The 17,609-nt window shown below is 73.7% G+C and carries 15 protein-coding genes; 7 read left to right on the top strand and 8 right to left on the bottom strand.

All coding sequences use genetic code 11. From position 1 onward, the window contains the following. Positions 1–175: 175 nt before the first annotated feature. Positions 176–1,837 (top strand): hypothetical protein, encoded by a 1,662-nt coding sequence (locus VF746_26145; protein HEX8695925.1) that lies wholly within the window; start codon positions 176–178, stop codon positions 1,835–1,837. A 34-nt stretch (positions 1,838–1,871) separates the two neighbouring features. Here VF746_26145 and VF746_26140 read toward each other — a convergent pair whose 3' ends face one another. Then, positions 1,872–2,846 carry a D-aminoacyl-tRNA deacylase gene (locus VF746_26140; protein ID HEX8695924.1) on the bottom strand — a complete coding sequence of 325 codons (975 nt, stop codon included), beginning with the start codon at positions 2,844–2,846 and terminating at the stop codon, positions 1,872–1,874. A gap of 135 nt (positions 2,847–2,981) precedes the next feature. Next, positions 2,982–3,509 carry a hypothetical protein gene (locus VF746_26135; protein ID HEX8695923.1) on the bottom strand — a complete coding sequence of 176 codons (528 nt, stop codon included), beginning with the start codon at positions 3,507–3,509 and terminating at the stop codon, positions 2,982–2,984. 237 nt (positions 3,510–3,746) lie between these two features. Here VF746_26135 and VF746_26130 point away from each other — a divergent pair, with 237 nt between their 5' ends. Beyond that, on the top strand, positions 3,747–4,868 hold the full coding sequence (locus VF746_26130) for a PDDEXK nuclease domain-containing protein (GenBank protein ID HEX8695922.1): 1,122 nt from the start codon (positions 3,747–3,749) through the stop codon (positions 4,866–4,868). A gap of 41 nt (positions 4,869–4,909) precedes the next feature. Here the strand turns inward: VF746_26130 and VF746_26125 are convergent, their stop codons facing one another. Then, positions 4,910–5,863, bottom strand: a complete 954-nt coding sequence (locus VF746_26125; protein ID HEX8695921.1) for a MerR family transcriptional regulator — start codon at positions 5,861–5,863, stop codon at positions 4,910–4,912. Between the two features lie 345 nt (positions 5,864–6,208). Here VF746_26125 and VF746_26120 point away from each other — a divergent pair, with 345 nt between their 5' ends. The 4 genes from VF746_26120 to VF746_26105 all read left to right on the top strand — a co-directional run bounded on the left by VF746_26120 (position 6,209) and on the right by VF746_26105 (position 10,460). After that, positions 6,209–6,685, top strand: coding sequence for a hypothetical protein (locus tag VF746_26120; GenBank protein HEX8695920.1), 477 nt, complete (start codon positions 6,209–6,211; stop codon positions 6,683–6,685). Beyond that, complete coding sequence (locus VF746_26115) at positions 6,682–7,965, top strand: cation:proton antiporter (protein HEX8695919.1); 1,284 nt, start codon at positions 6,682–6,684, stop codon at positions 7,963–7,965. Before VF746_26120 ends, VF746_26115 begins: the two co-directional genes overlap by 4 nt. 228 nt (positions 7,966–8,193) lie before the next feature. Beyond that, the gene (locus tag VF746_26110) at positions 8,194–8,715 is read left to right on the top strand and encodes a DinB family protein (GenBank protein HEX8695918.1); all 522 of its coding nucleotides are present in this window, start codon (positions 8,194–8,196) and stop codon (positions 8,713–8,715) included. Further along, entirely contained in the window at positions 8,712–10,460 is a 1,749-nt protein-coding gene (locus VF746_26105; GenBank protein HEX8695917.1) for a serine/threonine-protein kinase, read from the top strand. The genes VF746_26110 and VF746_26105 overlap by 4 nt, the downstream gene beginning before the upstream one ends. A gap of 71 nt (positions 10,461–10,531) precedes the next feature. Here the strand turns inward: VF746_26105 and VF746_26100 are convergent, their stop codons facing one another. The 5 genes from VF746_26100 to VF746_26080 all read right to left on the bottom strand — a co-directional run bounded on the left by VF746_26100 (position 10,532) and on the right by VF746_26080 (position 17,002). Beyond that, positions 10,532–12,217, bottom strand: a complete 1,686-nt coding sequence (locus VF746_26100) for a glycosyltransferase family 39 protein (GenBank protein HEX8695916.1) — start codon at positions 12,215–12,217, stop codon at positions 10,532–10,534. 306 nt (positions 12,218–12,523) lie between these two features. After that, positions 12,524–14,275, bottom strand: coding sequence for a hypothetical protein (locus tag VF746_26095; GenBank protein HEX8695915.1), 1,752 nt, complete (start codon positions 14,273–14,275; stop codon positions 12,524–12,526). A gap of 238 nt (positions 14,276–14,513) precedes the next feature. Continuing rightward, on the bottom strand, positions 14,514–15,443 hold the full coding sequence (locus VF746_26090) for a hypothetical protein (protein ID HEX8695914.1): 930 nt from the start codon (positions 15,441–15,443) through the stop codon (positions 14,514–14,516). Between the two features lie 142 nt (positions 15,444–15,585). Next, positions 15,586–16,272 (bottom strand): dienelactone hydrolase family protein, encoded by a 687-nt coding sequence (locus VF746_26085; protein HEX8695913.1) that lies wholly within the window; start codon positions 16,270–16,272, stop codon positions 15,586–15,588. 10 nt (positions 16,273–16,282) lie between these two features. Next, positions 16,283–17,002 (bottom strand): phosphoribosyltransferase, encoded by a 720-nt coding sequence (locus VF746_26080; GenBank protein ID HEX8695912.1) that lies wholly within the window; start codon positions 17,000–17,002, stop codon positions 16,283–16,285. A gap of 282 nt (positions 17,003–17,284) precedes the next feature. On the opposite strand from VF746_26080, the gene VF746_26075 reads away from it, so the two are divergent. Continuing rightward, positions 17,285–17,608 (top strand): hypothetical protein, encoded by a 324-nt coding sequence (locus tag VF746_26075; protein HEX8695911.1) that lies wholly within the window; start codon positions 17,285–17,287, stop codon positions 17,606–17,608. The last annotated feature ends 1 nt before the right edge of the window (position 17,609 follow it).

The following is a 17,609-nucleotide window of genomic DNA, read 5'->3' as shown; positions in this document are numbered from 1 at the left end:
GCTCGTAGCGAGCGCGGGGACGCAGCACTGTGCCGACGCTATGGCTCTGATGATCTGCGGATAACAGTTTGTCGCCGCGATTCCAGCCTATCGACCGCTTCCCGTGTCCAAGCCGGGGTTCGCGGCCGGCGGCACGTCCCGGCCCCCACTCCGACGTCGATCCCCCGATCCCGCCATGCTTCGCAGCGTCCTTTTCCTCCTCGCCGGCGCCGTCCTCCACGCGGGCCGCCTCCCCGCCCAGCAGCCCACCTCCGCCGCGGCCGGGAGCGCGCTGTACGGGGGGTGGGAGGGCGAGATGCGCACCTCGCGCTGGCCCCAGTTCATCACGCTCACCCTGCGCCCCGACACCGGCGGGCCCGGCGGCGCGCTCGAGACCCTGGGCCGGACGTTCCCGGCGGACGAGGTGCGGCTGGCGGGCGACTCCGTCACCCTGCGGATCGGCGAGGGCGCGATGGCCGTCATGGTCGGCGCCGCGCTGAGCGAGGGGCGGCTGGTCGGCAGCCTCAGGCAGGGGCGCGACACGCTCGCCTTCGCGCTCAGGCGCATCCCCGACTACCCGAAGCCGCGCGACCGCGTGGAGGCCTGGGCGCAGGACATCGACGCGCTGGCGACGCGCTTCATCGAGCTGGACAGGAGCTTCAGCCCCGGCGAGCGCGCGCTCTTCCTGGAGCGGCTCGCCGACACGCGCGCCCGCCTGGCCGAGCTCGACGACGACGAGGTGATCGTGCGCCTGGCCTCGGCCATCGCGCTCGGCGGCAACGCCCACACGCGGCTCTACCTCCTGCGCAACGCCACCGAGCTGCGCCGCCTGCCGGTCCGCCTGTGGTGGTTCAGCGACGGCCTGCGCGTGGTCCGCGCCACGCCGGAGCACCGCGCGCTGCTCGGCTGCCGGGTCGACGACGTGGCGGGCACCATCGCGCGGCAGGCGCGCGACCGCGTGGCGCCGGCCTTCGCCGGCAACCCGTCCTGGGTCGACTACAAGAGCGTCTACTCGCTCACCAGCCCCGAGATGCTGCACGGCTTCGGGATCGTCCCGTCGCCGGACTCGGTGGCGTTCGGCGTATCGGACTGCCGGGGCGGCACCGGGCGGCGCGTCGTCGTGAAGCCGCTTCCCCTGGCCCGGCGCGACGCCGCGGTCGAGGCGTGGTGGGACCTGTCGCCGCTGCATCCCGGGACCGATTCGACGTGGGTGCAGGTGCTGTCGGCGTCGCGTGGACCGCTGCCCCTGTACCTGAGGAACCCGACCCGCAACTACTGGTTCGAGTACCTGCCGGAGAGCGGCGTGCTGTACTTCCAGTACAACCGCTCGCAGGACGCGGCCGGCGAGAGCACGGCCCGGTTCGGCGAGCGGCTGCTGGCGGCGCTCGACCAGCACAAGCCCAGGGCGTTCGTGATGGACGTCCGCTTCAACACGGGCGGGAACCTGACGCTCGCCGCGGAGCTGATGAAGCAGCTGCAGGAGCGCACGCGCGGGATCCCGCGGTTCGTGATCACCGGGCGGGCGACCTTCTCGGCGGGGATCACGCAGGTCGCGTCGTGGCGCGAGGCGGGGGACGTGACGATCGTGGGCGAGCCCGTGGGCGACGTGCTGGAGACGTGGGCGGAGGGAGGGAACGTCAGGCTGCCGAACTCCGGGTTCAAGGCGCACTTCGCGAACGGCGCGCACAGCTATTCCCCGGCGCCCTGCCCCCCGGAAACGTACTGCTACGACCTCTCCGTGCCGAGCGTCGACCCGGACGTGCCGGTGGCGGCGAGCTGGGCGGACTACCTGGGGCTGCGCGATCCGGCGCTGGAGGCGGTCCTCGCCCGGCTCGGCGCGGGCGGGCGCGGCCGCTGAGGGACCGGCCGGCGTCCGCCGCCGCCGGCGCCGCTCACCCCCGCCGCTCCGGGACGGGCGCCGGGAACAGCGGCTCGGGCTGCCGCAGCCGCCGGTGCTGGAAGGCGGGGACGCCCAGCCGCTCGGCCAGGGCGCGGGCGGAGGCCTTGAGCGGGCCCTTCAGGTTGTCGTGGAAGACGACCGCGTCCACGCCGCCGGCGATGGTCGCCGCGCAGGCGGCCAGCTTCTCCACCCCCTCCTCGCCCTCGTAGCCGCCCGCCGCCAGCCACTGGTTGGCCAGGATGTGCGAGACGGCCACCCGGTGCGGCCGCGCCTCGCCCAGCACGGCGTCGCGGAAGGCGGGCTCGAAGTGGACCCCGCCCAGGCAGAGGAGCGATGCGTGCGGCCCGTCCGCCTCGTCGAACACCCGCGGCAGGGCGCGGGCGAGCGCCTCCACCGCCGCCGGGTCCGCCCAGCTCGCGGGGCTGCTGCCGATCTCCACGTCCAGCAGGGGCACCGGGTAGGCCGCCAGCAGCGCGGGCGGATGCCCGCGCGGCACGCCGGACCAGTGGGTCGCCTCGGTGACCGTGCGGTAGTGGTCCAGCCCGGCCTCGGCGCGCGCTCTCTCCAGCGCCCGCAGCACGCCCAGGGTGAGGCCGGGGTCGGCCGCCCCGAACGTCGCCGAGGGCACGTCGCCGGTGGTGTGGGCCATCAGGATCCGCTCCGGCGCGTTGGCGCCCTCGTGCCAGTTGACCAGCAGGGCCAGGTCGTACGCCGCGAAGCGCCCGGTGAGCGCCGGGAGGTAGCGGGGGTAGTCGTGGCTCAGCACGTCGGCCGTGCGGACGTACGCGAGCTCGCGGCCGTGCGCGTCGCGGTGGGCCAGCACCGGGAAGCCGTCCACCTCCTCGCCCGTCTCGCGCAGGTCGAGGAGGCGGGCGGACGCCTCGAACACGCGCGCCGCCACCGGGTCGCGCTCCAGCTCCGCGCAGAAGAAGAAGACGGCGCGCCTGCCGCGGGGGTGGTTGGACATGGACCGATCCTCCCTTGCATGGGCTCGGCCGATCGAGCCCGAAGACCTGTCTTTGCCGCACGAAGCTGACCGATCGCAAAAGGGCCGCCCCCGGCGAGGAGGCGGCCTTCGCGTTCGGACGCGGTGCTGCGGCGGTCAATCCGTCGTGACGGCCACGCCCTGGGCCTCCAGCTCGCCGCGCAGGTGGTTCAGGTGGGTGATGAAGATGGCGTCCTCCTCCACCGCGGCCTGGCCGTCGGCGGCCAGCACGGCCAGGCCCAGGCCGCTGAGCGCGGTGACCACCTGGTCGGCGTTGCGGGTGCCGCGCTCGCGGTCCATCGCCATCACCGCGCGCAGGTAGTCGGGGGTGGACACCAGGTACTCCTGCAGCGCGTCGGGGTCGTCGGCCAGGAGCACGCTGTCGAGCACGGAGGCGCGCAGCTCCTCGTGCGGGGGCCGCTCGCCCGCGGCCGCGGCGAACACGTCGGCGAAGACGTCCATCTCCTTCGGGCTGATGTCGTCGTCGCCCGCCAGGAGCAGCCCCAGGAAGCGCACCAGGTGGCCGACGGCGTCCTCGGCGATCGGGCGTGGGCCGTTCCAGAAGCCCTGCTCGTCGGCGTTGACGGCCGCCTCCACCACCAGGCGCGACAACTCGTCGGGAGAAAGGTAGATGCTATGGTTCATCGGGATGATCGAGAAGAAGAAGTCCGCCGCGGGCCGCGGCGGCGCCGATGAACCTGTGTCGCGCGGGCGGCGTCCGCAAGGGCGCAGCCGATGCCGATTGTGCAGACGGCGTCTGCACATTGGCCCATCCGCTTCACCGCGCACGGGGGAGCCGAAGCTCGAGACAGATGCGCTCCGGTCCAGTTTCGTGTATTATGCCGTCCCCCCGCTCCAAACCTTCCTTCCCATTCCATTCTGATGAGCGACAAAGTCACCAAAGGCAAGGCGGAGCCCATCTCACGCGTGGGCGGCGCACACCTGGCACCGGCCGGGAGACCGCCCTCCGGCGAGCGGCGGCTGCTGGCCGAGATCCGCTCCTTGATCGAGGCCTCCCGCCAGCACACCGCACGGGTGGTGAACTCGGCGATGGCCATCACCTACTGGAGCATCGGCGAGAGGATCGGGCGCGAGGTCCTGGCCGATGATCGTGGCGAATACGGAAAACAGGTCGTGGAGCGGCTGGCGGACCGCCTCGCCACCGAGTACGGCTCCGGCTTCTCGCGGCGCAACCTCTTCAACATGGTGCGGGTGGCAAGGGCTTTCCCGGACGCGGAGATTGTGCAGACGATGTCTGCACAATTGGGGTGGTCGCACCTCGTGGTCCTGACAGCCCTCGACGATTCGCTCCGGCGCGAGTTCTACGCGCAGATGTGCATGACCGAGCGCTGGAGCGTCCGCACGCTCCAGCAGAAGATCCAGGGCATGCTCTTCGAGAGGACCGCCATCTCCAGGAAACCGGAGATCCTCGCCGCAAAAGAGCTGCAAGCTCTTCGCAACGAAGATCGCATGAGCGCGGATCTGGTCTTTCGTGACCAGTACGTTCTCGATTTCCTCCGCCTGAAGGACGCCTACGACGAGCGAGACCTCGAAACGGCGATCCTCCGGGAGATCGAGGGCTTCATCGCCGAGCTCGGAACCGATTTCGCCTTCGTGGGCCGCCAGAAGCGGATGACCGTCGACGGCGTCGACTACCGGCTGGACCTCCTCTTCTTCCACCGGCGGCTGCGGCGCCTGATCGCGATCGACCTGAAGCTGGGCCGTTTCCAGGCGGCGGACAAAGGACAGATGGAGCTGTACCTCCGGTGGCTTCAGAAATACGAGCAGCGTCCAGGCGAGGAGTCGCCGCTCGGCCTCATCCTGTGTGCAGGCAAGTCAGAGGAGCACGTCGAGCTGCTCCAGCTCGAGAAGAGCGGCATCCGGGTCGCTGAGTACATCACCGAGCTGCCGCCGCGGGAAATCCTCGAGCAGAAGCTCCATACCGCGATCACGGCTGCTCGCAGGCGGATGGAATCCCAGCTGCAGGTCCTCGAATCGGAATAGCGCCGAATCCCCGCTCGATCGTAGTTGCCGCGGAGGAGCCCTCACGCACTTCCCATCTGCTCCAGCGCGCGGCGGAACTCGGGGAGGGTGGGGAGGAAGGTGATCGCCGTCTCGTGCAGGAGCGGGCCCAGGCGCCGCGCCCCCTCGCCGCCGGCGATCACCGCGGTCCCGGGCGGCAGGGCGCGCCGCAGCCGGCGCATCTCGTCGCCCAGCGCGGCGCCGTCGGCGGGGTAGACCACGCTGAGCGCCACGGCGCGGGCGTCGGTCTGCGCGGCGGCGCGGGCGATCTCCTCGGCGGGGAGGTCGGCGCCCAGGTACGTGACCCGCCACCCGGCCGTGGCCGCCGTGGCCGCCGCCAGGAGCGCCCCCAGCTCGTGCCGCTGGCGGGCGGGGGTGGCCACCACCACCCTCCCCGCCCCGTTGGCCTCGGCCGTGTCGGTGACCATCGCCAGCACCCCGGTCAGCGCCGCCGAGGCCAGGTGCTCGTGCGCCACCCCCAGCCGCCCCTCCTCCCACCCGGCGCCCACGGCGCGCAGGAACGCCACCGCCACCTCGTCGATGAACGACTCGGCCCCCATGGCCACCAGGGCGCGCCGCAGCACCCCCTCCAGCCCGGGGCCGTCCAGGGCGCGCGCCTCGTCCAGCGCGCGGCTGACGTACGCGGCCGCGGCCCGGCCGTCGCGCCGCGCGGCGGGCGAGGCGGCCAGCAGGGCGCGCTGCTCCTCGTCCTCGCGCGCCAGCCTGAGCAGCTCGTCGTCGCCCAGCCCCGCCACCTGGCCGATCGGGCGCCCGGCCTGGGTCACGCGCCGGAGCAGCCGCAGCCGCTCCACGTCGGCGTCGCTGTACAGCCGCTGCCCCATCCCCTCGCGCCGCGGCGGGGCGACGGCGCCGTAGCGCTTCTCCCAGGCGCGCAGCACGTCGGGCGAGAGCCCCGTGCGCTCGCTCACCACCCGGATCGGGTGTCTCGGCTCCCGCTCCACGTCGTCCCGTGACATGGCGAGAAGCCTACAAGGTCTGTTCAATCTTTGTCAAGAGATTCCACGGACGGCGAATTGACGCGACTGATGCGAAAACACTGACGGCGACCGGGTTTGTTCATGACCTGTCCAGGTACAACATTGGACATACTGCTGGCAAACGCTGTACACTTTGTCCACGCCCGCTCCGGTGATCGGTGGAGGTGAGAGGGAGAGACGGTCGGGCGCGCGTGCCCGGTGCGGCGTGCAGGGGAGGGCGAGGGCGAAGTCCGCGTTGCGTCCGGACCGGCGGCAGCTAGATTCCGCCCCGCGCCCCCGGAACGCGCTTTTCTCCGCCGCCCGCGCCGACGAGGCGGCTTTTTGTTGACGTACGCACCCGTGAGCCCGATCCCCCGCGCCTCCGCGCTCCGCGCGCTCCTGTTCTACGCGTTGCTGGTGGGCCTCCCGCTGGCCGCGCTGCTGGCGATCCTGCGCGCGGGCCGCGGCCTGCAGGCGCCGCCGTCGGTCGGCGGGACGTGGCGGAGCGAGAGGCGCCCCGAGCCGCTGCTGCTGGAGGTGGAGCAGTCGGGCGTCCACCTGGTGGTCCAGGCCGGCGTGCTCCGGTTCACGGGCGTGCTCCAGGGCGACTCGATCCTGGCCGTCGAGAAGACCGGTCCTGTCCCGCCGGCGGACTCTCCGTGCGACCCGGGGCGGGGGATGGTCTTCCGGGCGCGGGTCGACCGCGCCGCCGAGCCCGACCGGATGACCGGGACGATCCTGATCCCCGGCGACCCGCGCTGCCGCCCGACGCACGTCGCCGCCGTCCGGCAGCCGGCGGGGCGGGGGAGGGGGCGCCGATGACGGACCTCCTCCTCCTGCTGGTGCAGGTGGGCGTGATCGTGGCGGCCGCGCGGCTGGTGGGGGTCCTCTTCCGCCGCATCCGCCAGCCGCAGGTGATGGGCGAGATGGTCGCCGGGATCCTGCTGGGGCCGTCGCTTCTCGGCTGGGCGGCGCCGGCGGTGTCGGAGCGGCTCTTCCCGGCCGGGTCGCTGGGGCTGCTGGGCGCCATCAGCCAGGTGGGGCTGCTCATCTTCATGTTCCTGGTGGGGCTGGAGCTCGACCCGCGGCTGCTGCGGGGGAGGAGCCGCACCGCCGTGGTCACCAGCCACGCCAGCATCGCCGTGCCCTTCGTGCTGGGCGCCGCGCTGGCGCTCTTCCTCTACCCGCGCCTCTCGGACGACGGGGTGCGCTTCGGCGGCTTCGCGCTCTTCATGGGCGCGGCCATGAGCGTGACCGCCTTCCCCGTGCTGGCGCGCATCCTCACCGAGCGCGACCTGCTGGGCACCCGGGTGGGCGCCGTGGCGCTCGCCTGCGCGGCGGTGAACGACGTGACGGCGTGGTGGATCCTGGCGGGCGTGGTGGCGCTGGTGCGCTCGGGCGCGGGCGGGCCGCCGCTCTGGGCCACGCTCGGCGGCTCGGCTGCCTTCATCCTGCTCATGCTCTTCGTGGCGCGCCGCCCGCTGGCGGGGCTGGAGCGCTGGTACGCGCGCCGGGGCGAGGTGCTCACGCAGGACATGCTGGCCGCGATCCTCCTGGTGGTGCTCGCGTCCGCCTGGACGACGGAGGCGCTGGGGATCCACGCCCTCTTCGGCGCCTTCCTGGCCGGCGCGGTGATGCCCCGCGGCGAGGGCTTCGTCCACGCGCTCTCCGAGAAGCTGGAGGACCTCACCGTGGTGCTGCTCCTCCCGCTCTTCTTCGCCTTCACGGGCCTCCGGACGCGGGTCGGCCTGCTGGAGGGGATGGAGATGTGGGCGTTCTGCGGGGTGATCGTGGTGGTCGCCATCGCCGGGAAGTGGGGCGGCTCGGCGGTGGCGGCGCGGGCGACGGGGATGGGCTGGCGCGAGGCGGGGGCGATCGGGGTGCTGATGAACACGCGCGGGCTGATGGAGCTGGTGATCCTGAACATCGGCCTGGACATCGGGGTGATCTCGCCCGCGCTCTTCGCCATGCTGGTGCTGATGGCGCTGGCGACCACCTTCATGACCTCGCCGCTGCTGGAGCTGGTCTACCCCGCCCGCCTGATCCGCGCCGACCAGGCGGAGGCTGAGAGCGAGCCCGAGCGGGTGCAGCTCATCGTGTGATATGAGATCAAACCACGAACTGCCTGGCCTCACGCAGAGGAAGCAGAGGTAGCAGAGGAAACCACGACGAGCGGTGAGTTCTCTGCTTCCTCTGTTTCCCCCGTGTGAGATGAGCAGTTGACCACCGGGGAAGCGCACGAGCGGCATCCGGGAAGGGCGATCCGTCCAAGGCATACCCCTTGCTCCCCCTCCTTCGCTCGGGTTCGACCCAGGCGTACGGAGACGAGGATGTCGATCTTCACGCGGGACGCGGTGCTGCGCTCGCTGCTGGAAGTGCTGGCGGAAGGGTACGAGGGGCCGCGCGACCCGCGGATGACGTGGTTCGTGGAGAACGCGGCGGACTCCGGGCTCTTCGGCACCCTGCGCGCGCTCTCGGCCGGGGAGGCGTCGCGCGCGCCGGGGTCGGGGAGGAGGAGCGTGGCCGCGCACGCCGAGCACCTGCGCTTCAGCATGGACGTGCTGTCGCGCTTCATCGCGGGCGAGCGGGTGCGTCCCGACTGGGCCCGGAGCTGGGCGGTGGAGACGGTCGACGAGCGCGGGTGGGAGGAGCTGCGGGCCGCGCTCCGGGGCGAGTACGAGCGCCTCCGCCGCACCGTCGACGAGGTGCGGGACTGGAAGGAGCTCACGCTCGCGGCCGTGGCGGGGGCGCTCGCGCACGCGGCCTACCACCTGGGCGCCGTGCGGCAGATCGCGCTGGCGGTGCGAGGGCAGGACGCCCGCGCGCCCGCCGTGGAGGCGGGCGCGGGATGAGCCAGCCCTTCGGACGGGTCCTGGTCGGGCGCACGCTCGCCGGGCGCTACGAGCTGGAGGAGGTGATCGGCTCCGGCGGGATGAGCGTGGTCTTCCGCGGGCTCGACCACACTCTGGGGCGCCCCGTGGCGGTCAAGGTGGTCTCCATCCCGGCCGAGTCGGAGGGGCTGCGCGACAACCTGCGCGAGCGCTTCCGGCGCGAGGCGGCCTCGGCGGCGCGCATCCCCCACCACCCGAACGTGGTCCAGATCTACGACTACGGGACCGACCCCGAGCTGGACCTGGACTTCATCGTCATGGAGCTCCTGCGCGGGCGCGACCTCAAGCAGGCGCTCGTCGACGGGCCGCCCCCGCCCGAGGAGGCGCTGCGCATCCTGCGCGAGGCCGCGCGCGGGCTCTCCGCCGGCCACCGCGTGGGGATCGTGCACCGCGACGTGAAGCCCGCCAACGTGTTCCTGGTGGGCGCCGGCGCCCTGGAGTCGGTGCGGCTGCTGGACTTCGGCATCGCCAAGCCGCTGGAGGGCGCGGACTCGGACAGCATCACCATCCTGGGCCAGCTCCCGCACTCCCCCGCGTACGCGTCGCCCGAGCAGCTGGACCCCGAGCGCGCCGTCAGTCCCGCGTCGGACGTGTACCAGCTGGGGCTGATCGGCTACGAGCTGCTCACCGGCGAGCGCCCCTTCTCCGAGCGCGAGCGCAAGCGGCTCCTGGCCGGCGAGGAGGTGCCGCTGGTGGAGACGCCGCGCTGGCGCGCCGTTCCCGCGCCGCTGCGCGAGGTGATCGGCCGCGCGCTGCGCCGCGACCCCGCCGAGCGCTACCCCAACGCCGCCGCCTTCGCCGAGGCGCTCGCCGAGGCGGAGGACCGCACGCTCCTGCACCCGCCCCTCGCCGAGGCGCCGGTCGCCGTCCCCGCGGACGCCACCGTCGCCATGCCCGCAGCCGCCGCCGCGGCCGCTTCCGCGCCCCCGGCCCCGCCGCCCGCCGCGCCGCGCGAGGCGCCGCCGATCGTGGTCGGCCCGCCGCCCGGCCCGGGTCCGGCGGCCTCCGTCCGGCGCGCGCGGCGCCGCTCTCCCGCGCTGTGGGGGATCCCGGCCGTCCTGCTCGCCGGGCTGATCGCGGTGTGGGCGGCCACGCGCGGCGGCGGCGACCGCGAGCGCACGGCCGAGGCGGCGCCGGCGCTCCCCGACACCAGCCGGCTCGCCGCGCTGGAGGAGGAGTTCGTGCGGCTGCAGGGCGCGGCGTCGGAGTCGCTGGAAGACACCGCCGCGCCCCCGCCCGCCGCGGCGCTCCCCGCCGAGAGCGCCCCGGCCCCGCCCGCGGAAGACACCGCGGCCGCGCGGGCCGCGTCGCAGCGCGCCGAGGCGGCGGCGATCCAGGCGGCGGTGCTGGACGCCAACAAGGCCTGGGTGGACGGCGACCTGGACCGCCACATGTCGTACTACGGCCGGCGGGTGGACTACTACAACGAGGAGAACGCCTCGCGCTCATTCGTGCGCCGCGACCGGCGGACGGCGCTGGAGCAGTACCCGCGGCGCAGCATCACCGTGCACCGCCAGGCCGTCACCTTCCGCGACGACGGCCGCGCGCGCGACCTGGTGGACAAGAGTTGGGAGTTCCTGGGCGACGACGAGGCGTGGACCGGCTCCATGCGCCAGGAGCTGATCCTGGAGAAGCGCGAGGGACGCTGGGTGATCGTCTCCGAGAAGCAGCTGCAGGTGTACCGCGTCAATCGCAGGCCGCGGTGAGAAGAAAGTGCGTGAGTGCGTGTGCGTGAGTGCGTTGGGACGCAGCAGTTACGCACTTCCGCACTCACGTACTAACGCACTTCGGTTCGCAGGTACTCCCGCCCGCACGGCTTGAAGCCGACGTCCACCTCCGCCGCGCCGGGGTCGGCGCGCTGGTCGGGCATCCGCGCGGCGCCGGGGGCGATGCCGAAGAGCACCGCGCGCTCGGGGCCCAGCGCCTCGATCACGCAGAACGCCCGCGGGCGGCGGATCAGGATCGGGGTGAGGTACTGCGTGGAGACTTCGTCCAGGTAGTCGAGCACCACGTAGCGGGCGCCGGCCTCCTCCGCCGCGCGGAAGAAGGCGCCGGGGTCGCGCGCCAGCGGGAAGGTGCGCCCGCGCAGGCCGGACTCGGCGTGGAAGAGCGCCGGCTTGCGCGAGACCACCACCGCGCCGTCCGGCAGCCGGTCCCGCGCGACCTCGGCCATCGCAAAGAAGTCGTGCCACTCGGCGGAGAGACACGCGTAGGCGTCGCCGTCCAGGTACGCGCGCGTGCACGCCGACCCCGCGCCCACCTTCGCCGCGAGCCCCGGTGCGCACGCCAGCGCGAAGACGGCGGCCGCGGCGGTCGCCACCGCGCGGGGCGAGGCCGCCCGCATGAGCCGCGCGAGCGCCACGACGCCTTCGCCCGCGTAGAGGAGGACCAGCGGGAGGAGGGGGAGCGCCAGGCGCTCGCCGGCCCACTGCGGGGTCCAGAGCAGGAGCATGCCGGCGTAGAGCGGGAACCAGGCCTCGGCGACGCCCGGCCGGCGCAGGTGCCGCGCCCAGCCGTAGAGCGCAAGCGCCGCCACCGCGCCGCCCAGGACGACGAAGAGGGTGCCCGCCGAGCCCCAGAGCAGGGTGGGGAAGAGGCGGCCCAGGTAGAGCCCCAGGTTCTCCACGATCCGCCCGAATACGCCGGAGAGGGTCAGTGCCCCCCCGCCGGGCGCGTACGGGTTCGCGGACCAGAACGCTTCGAGGTAGCTGCGCTGCGCCCGCGTCCACAGCCACCAGGCGGCGGCGGGCGGGACCGTCGCCAGCAGGTAGAGGCCGAGCTGCTTCCAGCGCCGCCGCCACGCCAGCCAGAGCGCCGCCGCCCCCAGCAGCGGCAGCCCTGCCGAGCGCGTGAGGTACGCGGCCGCGGTCGCGAGCGAGGCGAAGACCAGGCGGCGCGTCCTCCCCCTCCCCAGCCGCTCCCACCCCAGCAGCGCCGCCATGGTGAGCGCCCAGAACGGCACGTCGGAGAGCTCCCAGTGGCTCAGCTCCAGCACGCCCGGGCTCACCGCGACGAGGAAGGCGGCGGCGAGCGCCGCGCGGGGGCCGCCGCGCCGCCGCGCCCACGCCCAGGTGAGCGCCACCGCGGCCGCGGACGCCGCGACGACCACCAGCTTGATCCCCGCCCAGGCCCTGAGCCCCAGCGCGAGGCCCGCGGCCAGGAGCGCCGGGAACCCGGGGGGGAACTGCACGTGCGCGGGAGCGCCGGGGGCGTACAGGTCGCGGTAGCCCTCGCCGGCCAGGAGCGAGCGGGCGAGCGCGAGGTAAACGGCGTTGTCGCCCCCCGGGTGCGGCGCGGGGACGAACGCCAGGAGCGCCAGCCCCACGTGCAGCGCCGCCAGCAGCGCCGGCACCCACCAGCGGTCGATCCGCAGCCGCGCCGCGCGCGCGCCGGCCGCCCCGGCGGCGGGCGCGGGGCGCGGGGCGGCGGGGTGCCTGCGGAGGCGGGACCGTGGGTGCGTCACGGGCGGCGGCGGCGTCGGGAGTGCGGGGTGCGACGTTCGGCGCGGCGGCGGGGGCCCTCACCCGGCCGCCTCAGGGCGTCCACCCTCTCCCAACTTCGGGAGAGGGTACTCGACGGGATCAGCGCAGAGGCGGGTCCTTGCCGGCTGTCCCCTGTCCCTGCAGTTGCGTGAGGGATGCGCGCAGCCCGGCCCGGAGCGCAGCGGAGGGACACGCCCGAACCCGAAGCGCTGAGTCCTAAGTGCTTAGTGTTTTAGTCCTTAGAACTCAGGACTAAGGACTAAGCACTAAGGACTAAGCACTAAGGACTATCTTCTCACCGGCAGCGGAGCGGGCGGCCGTCCGCCGGGCTGGCAGGGGGGCGGACCTCCGTCGGGCGCGCGCCTGCCGCCGCCGGGCAGGATGCGCATCATGAAGGCGGTCTGCAGCCGGAACTCCGGCATCCAGCAGAAGCGCTCGGCCCGGGCGAGCACCGCGGGGCGCAGGTAGCGCGGCGTCAGGTCCACCAGGCCGTCCACCGCCACGTGCGTGGCCCTCGCCTCGCGCGCGGCCCGGAAGAAGGTGTCGGGGTCGGCGCTCAGCGGGTAGACGCGGCCCGGGTAGCCCGAGAAGGCGTAGAAGAGCGTCGGCTTGCGCGAGACCACCACGCTGCCTTCGGGGAGCCGGTCGCGGGTGAGCCGGGCCAGGGAGAGGAAGTCGCGCCAGGGGGCGGGGGTGCACGCGAACTCGTCGCCGCGCAGGTACGCGGCCGTGCACGCGGTGCCGCGGCGCACCTCCTTCACCAGGCCGGGGACCGAGAAGCCGTACAGGATCGCCGCCGCGCCCAGCGCCACCATCGCCCCGGCGTCGGTCTTCGGCGGCAGGTCGCGCAGCGCCTCGCCGGTGTAGAGCAGCAGCACCGGCAGCAGCGGCAGCACGAAGCGCTCGCCCGACCAGGTCTCGGGCCACACCAGCGTCATCCCCACGTACAGCGGCACCCAGAGCTCCACCACGCCCGCGCGCCGGAGCCGCCGCGCCCACCCCGTGATCCCCAGCCCGATCAGCGCCAGCGCCACCAGCTTCCCCACGAAGCGGCTGTTGACGGTGAGCAGCGGCAGGTGGCCGCTCACGTACTTCCACCCGTTGGCCGCCATCCGGGGGAAGAGCCCCGCGATGCCGATGGTCCCCTTGCTGGGGGTGTAGGGGTCCACGGCCCAGAAGGACGACAGGTATCCGGAGCCGCCGGCCAGCTCGCCGCGCAGCCACCAGGCGAGGGCGAGCCCGCCGGCCACCGCCCCGAACACTCCCAGCGCGCGCCAGCGCCGCCGCCACGCCAGCCAGGCGGCGCCGGCCAGCAGCAGCGGCAGCCCTGCCGAGCGGGTGAGGTACGCCAGCGCCGTCGCCCCGGTGGCCACCGCGATCCAGCGGGCGTCGAGCCTGGGCGCCGCTCCCGCGTCCGCGCCCGGGCCGCCGGGGACGAGCGGGCGCTCCTCGAAGTGCGCGAACGCCCAGAGCGCCAGCATGGTGAAGGCCCAGAACGGGACGTCGGAGAGCTCCCAGTGGCTCAGCTCCAGCACGCCGGGGCTGAACGCCACGAAGAGCCCCGCCGAGATCGCGACGCCCGGCGTGGTCTCGCGCCTGAGCCACAGGTAGGTGAAGAGGACGGCCAGGGCCGAGAACGCCACCACGATCAGCTTGGCGCCCACCCACCACTCGAGCCCCACCAGCGAGCCCAGCGCCAGGAGGGCGGGGAAGACGGGGGGGAACTGGGTGTGGGGGCGCACGGCCGGGTCCCACAGCTCCACGTAGCCGCGCCCCTCCAGCAGCGCACGGGCGAGGGAGGCGTACGCGGCGTTGTCGCCGCCGGTGTGGGGCGCGGGGACGAACGAGAGCAGGGCGAGGACGACGTGCAGGAGCACCAGCGCGGCGGGGATGCGCCAGCCGTGGTGCCACGAGCGCAGCTCCGCCCCGGCGGGCGCCGGCACGGTGACGACCGGCGCGGGCGCGACCGCCGGCGCGGCGCCGGCCGGGGGGCGGCGCTTCTTGTCCTTGCGTGCTGCGGGCTTGTCGCGGCGAGCCATCGCGGGCGGCGGGACGGGGTGGAGCGGTGCGGGTGGGAAGGTAGCTTTCCGGGGGCGGATGGGAAAGCAGTGCCCAGTGCCCAGTGCCCAGTGCCTGGGAACCGCGGCGTCGTGCCGCGAAGAGGCGGCCGCCCGTGGGTGCGGTTGAAGTCGAAGTGAAGCCTCGCGGGGTTTGCGAGGCTTTCTGCCTTTGTTGCCGCGGCTTCAGCCGCCCTTGCCCCCTTTGTCCCTCGCCCTCTCACCCCTTCGGCTTCTTCCCCCCGCCGTGGGGCTTGTCGGCGCCGCGGCCGCGCGCCTTCCCCCGCTCGCCCCCGCCCCCGCCGCGCTCGCGGATCGCGCGCGGGAGCGCCACCGGCACCCTGCGCGCGGGCTCCGCCGACCCGCCGCCGTCCCCGCCGTCCGATCCATCGTCCCCACTATCTCCGCCGTTACCGCCGCCGGACTCGCCGGACGAGGACCCATCGCCGCCGGACGCGGCGGAGACGACTCCCTCCCCGCCGGGCGCGCCGGACTCCGCGATCGCCAGGTGGCGGGGAACGGTGAGGCGGGTGGCGACAACGATGCCGCTGTCGGTGCGGCCCTCGACGCGCACCGAGTCGCCCGCGGCCAGCCCCTCGACGGCCACGGGGTCGCCGTCGGGGGTGAGCGCCTCGGCGGCGGGGGAGATCAGCACGCGCAGGTCGGGGAGGTCGGCGTCGTCGGGCCGCAGCAGGAAGATGCCGCTGCCCATCGAGGTCGCGAGCACCACGCCTCGCTCGTCCACCTCGTCGGGGAGCGCGCCGGCGGGGCCCATGCGCAGGCCGTTGATCCGCACCAGCCCGGGGCCGTCGACCTCCACCGCCGCCGGGAAGGCGCGCCGCGTCGCGGGGTCCACCCGCAGCCCGCGCAGCGCCAGGACGGAGCCCCCGGGGAGGTTGCCGACGGCCAGCGTGCCCAGCGTCTCGCCCTCGCGCACCAGGCGCAGGGTGACGGGCCCCGGCGTGAGCCCGGCGATCTCGAAGCCGCCGTTCGCGACCTCGGCCTCCTGCTCCGCCTCCACCGCCACCACGCTGGTGGGCGCGGACTCCGAGGCGGGGAAGTCGCCGCGGAGGGTGACCGTCCCGCCCCCGCCGCCGCACCCCGCGGCGGTGAGGATCGAAACGCAGAAGACGAAGGCTCGCACGCGCATGCGCCGGCTCCCGGGCAGGGATCGTGCCTCCCCCTGGAAGACCCAAGGACAACCACTTGTTTCACACAGAGTCAGCGGAGTCGGCGGAGAGCTCGTCGCTGGCCGCGATCCTCTCCGCTACCTCTGCTTCCTCTGCGTGAGGCTATGCGGTTCTCAGGATCCCGGTGCCCAGGTGGCGGACGAACCAGGCGGTGGCGAGCTCGGCGACCCGCTCCAGGGTGCCGGGCTCCTCGAAGAGATGGCTGGCGCCGGGGACGATCTCCATCCGCTTCTCGCAGCGCAGCTGGGCGTACGCCTGCTCGTTCAGGCGGATCACCGGCACGTCGTCGCCGCCGACCACCAGGAGGGTGGGGGCGCGCACCTCGGGAAGGGCCCTGCCCGCCAGGTCGGGGCGCCCGCCGCGCGAGACCACCGCGCCCACCTCGTTCGCCCGCGCCGCCGCGGCCACCAGCGCCGCCCCGCCCCCCGTGCTGGCGCCGAAGAGGCCCACGGGGAGCCCCTGCGTGCGCGGGTCGGCGCCCAGCCAGCGGAGGGCGCCCACCAGCCGGTTGGCCAGCAGGTCGATGTCGAAGCGCAGGTGGGCGGTGCGCGCGTCCACCGCCTCCTCGTGCGGGGTGAGCAGGTCGATGAGCAGCGTCCCCAGCCCGGCGCCGCGCAGCTCGCCGGCCACGTAGCGGTTGCGGGAGCTGTGGCGGCTGCTCCCGCTGCCGTGCGCGAAGAGCACCACCCCGCGCGCGCCGGCCGGCACGCCCAGGCTCCCCTCCAGGCTCACCCGCCCGGCCGCCACCCGCACCAGCTCTTCGCCGTGCTCCGTCCGCGCCGTGTCCATCGCCCCTCCTTCACCCCTCCCGCCCGGCCGAGGCGCCCTCGCCCGCGGCGTGCCCGGGCCGCCCGCCCCCGGCGGCGGCCAGCAGCTCGCGCACCTCGTCGTCGGTGGTCTGCGAGAAGTCCTCGTACCAGAGCCCCACGGCGTAGAACGGGTCGGGGGTGAGGTCGCAGACGATCTCGTCCACCTCGCCGCGGAACTCCTCGCACGTCTCGGCCGCCGCCACGGGGACGGCGATCACCACGCGCCGCGGCCCCTGCGCCCGGAGCGCGGCCGCCGCCGCGCGCATGCTGGCGCCGGTGGCCAGCCCGTCGTCCACCAGGATCACGTCGCACCCCTCCACGCGCGGGGGCGGCCGGTCGCCGCGGTAGGCGCGCTCGCGGCGGACGAGCTCGCGCTCCTCGGCCGCCGCCACGCGGTCGATCACCTGGGGAGGGACGCGCAGCTGGCTCACCACGCGCTCGTTGAGCACGCGCACCCCGCCGCTGGCGATGGCGCCCATGGCCAGCTCCTCGTGGCCGGGCACGCCCAGCTTGCGCACCAGGAACACGTCGAGCGGCGCCCCGAGCGCGCGGGCCACCTCGTACGCCACCGGCACCCCGCCGCGCGGCAGCGCCAGCACCAGCACGTTCGGCCGCCCCGCGTACACGCGCAGGCGCTCCGCCAAGCGCCGCCCCGCGTCGTGGCGGTCGTGGAAGCGCCGCCCCTGCCCGGGGGAAGGAAACGGGAACATCGCTCTCCTCCTCGCCGACTCCGGCGGGCGGGGCGTTGCAAGAACGGCTCCGAAGGGATGAGTGCGGATTACGGAAGGAAAGAATGTCTCTGACGCCAACGAAATCTGGTCTGTTAGCTCCCGACCGTATCATGCGTTCGTTTTCCGTTTCAATGCCCAACGAACTGGTCAGGTAGGCGGCGAACGACCTGAACGAATGGTGCGCCCGGCTGTGATAGACTCTATAATTAGTGAGCGCGACTCTAGATTCACCGCGGAAGTGAGTGGCAAAATTCAAGCAGAATGGAGGCGAAGGTGAGTTTTGACGATGCATTAAGAGAGATTCGTAACCTCCGACGGCGGGTTGAACTATTGGATGGCCAGCATGAGATCCCAGTGAGCGAATTCTTTTCGGACGAGTTCATGTTGCGGCACACCGATTTCCAATCGGCTGAGGCGATGTTCGCCGCTAGCGGCTTCAACGTGAGTTCCATCGAGAGCTTCAATGCAATCCCGGACGAAGCTTGGGACACGTTCGTCCGTGAGCGAACCCGCTTTCCATCTTGGAAGGAGATGATGGCTGCTGCAGCAGACGAATGGGTGATGCGTCGACTGGAGCTCGGGTGAT

It is taken from the genome of Longimicrobium sp., from assembly GCA_036389795.1.
Lineage (GTDB): Bacteria > Gemmatimonadota > Gemmatimonadetes > Longimicrobiales > Longimicrobiaceae > Longimicrobium.
This window is presented reverse-complemented; position numbering and strand designations above follow the sequence as displayed.

Coding starts and splice junctions, on each gene's coding strand:
- VF746_26145 (HEX8695925.1), top strand. CDS start 176: ATGCTTCGCAGCGTCCTTTTCCTCCTCGCCGGCGCCGTCCTCCACGCG.
- VF746_26140 (HEX8695924.1), bottom strand. CDS start 2,846: ATGTCCAACCACCCCCGCGGCAGGCGCGCCGTCTTCTTCTTCTGCGCG.
- VF746_26135 (HEX8695923.1), bottom strand. CDS start 3,509: ATGAACCATAGCATCTACCTTTCTCCCGACGAGTTGTCGCGCCTGGTG.
- VF746_26130 (HEX8695922.1), top strand. CDS start 3,747: ATGAGCGACAAAGTCACCAAAGGCAAGGCGGAGCCCATCTCACGCGTG.
- VF746_26125 (HEX8695921.1), bottom strand. CDS start 5,863: ATGTCACGGGACGACGTGGAGCGGGAGCCGAGACACCCGATCCGGGTG.
- VF746_26115 (HEX8695919.1), top strand. CDS start 6,682: ATGACGGACCTCCTCCTCCTGCTGGTGCAGGTGGGCGTGATCGTGGCG.
- VF746_26110 (HEX8695918.1), top strand. CDS start 8,194: ATGTCGATCTTCACGCGGGACGCGGTGCTGCGCTCGCTGCTGGAAGTG.
- VF746_26105 (HEX8695917.1), top strand. CDS start 8,712: ATGAGCCAGCCCTTCGGACGGGTCCTGGTCGGGCGCACGCTCGCCGGG.
- VF746_26095 (HEX8695915.1), bottom strand. CDS start 14,275: ATGGCTCGCCGCGACAAGCCCGCAGCACGCAAGGACAAGAAGCGCCGC.
- VF746_26090 (HEX8695914.1), bottom strand. CDS start 15,443: ATGCGCGTGCGAGCCTTCGTCTTCTGCGTTTCGATCCTCACCGCCGCG.
- VF746_26085 (HEX8695913.1), bottom strand. CDS start 16,272: ATGGACACGGCGCGGACGGAGCACGGCGAAGAGCTGGTGCGGGTGGCG.
- VF746_26080 (HEX8695912.1), bottom strand. CDS start 17,002: ATGTTCCCGTTTCCTTCCCCCGGGCAGGGGCGGCGCTTCCACGACCGC.
- VF746_26075 (HEX8695911.1), top strand. CDS start 17,285: ATGGAGGCGAAGGTGAGTTTTGACGATGCATTAAGAGAGATTCGTAAC.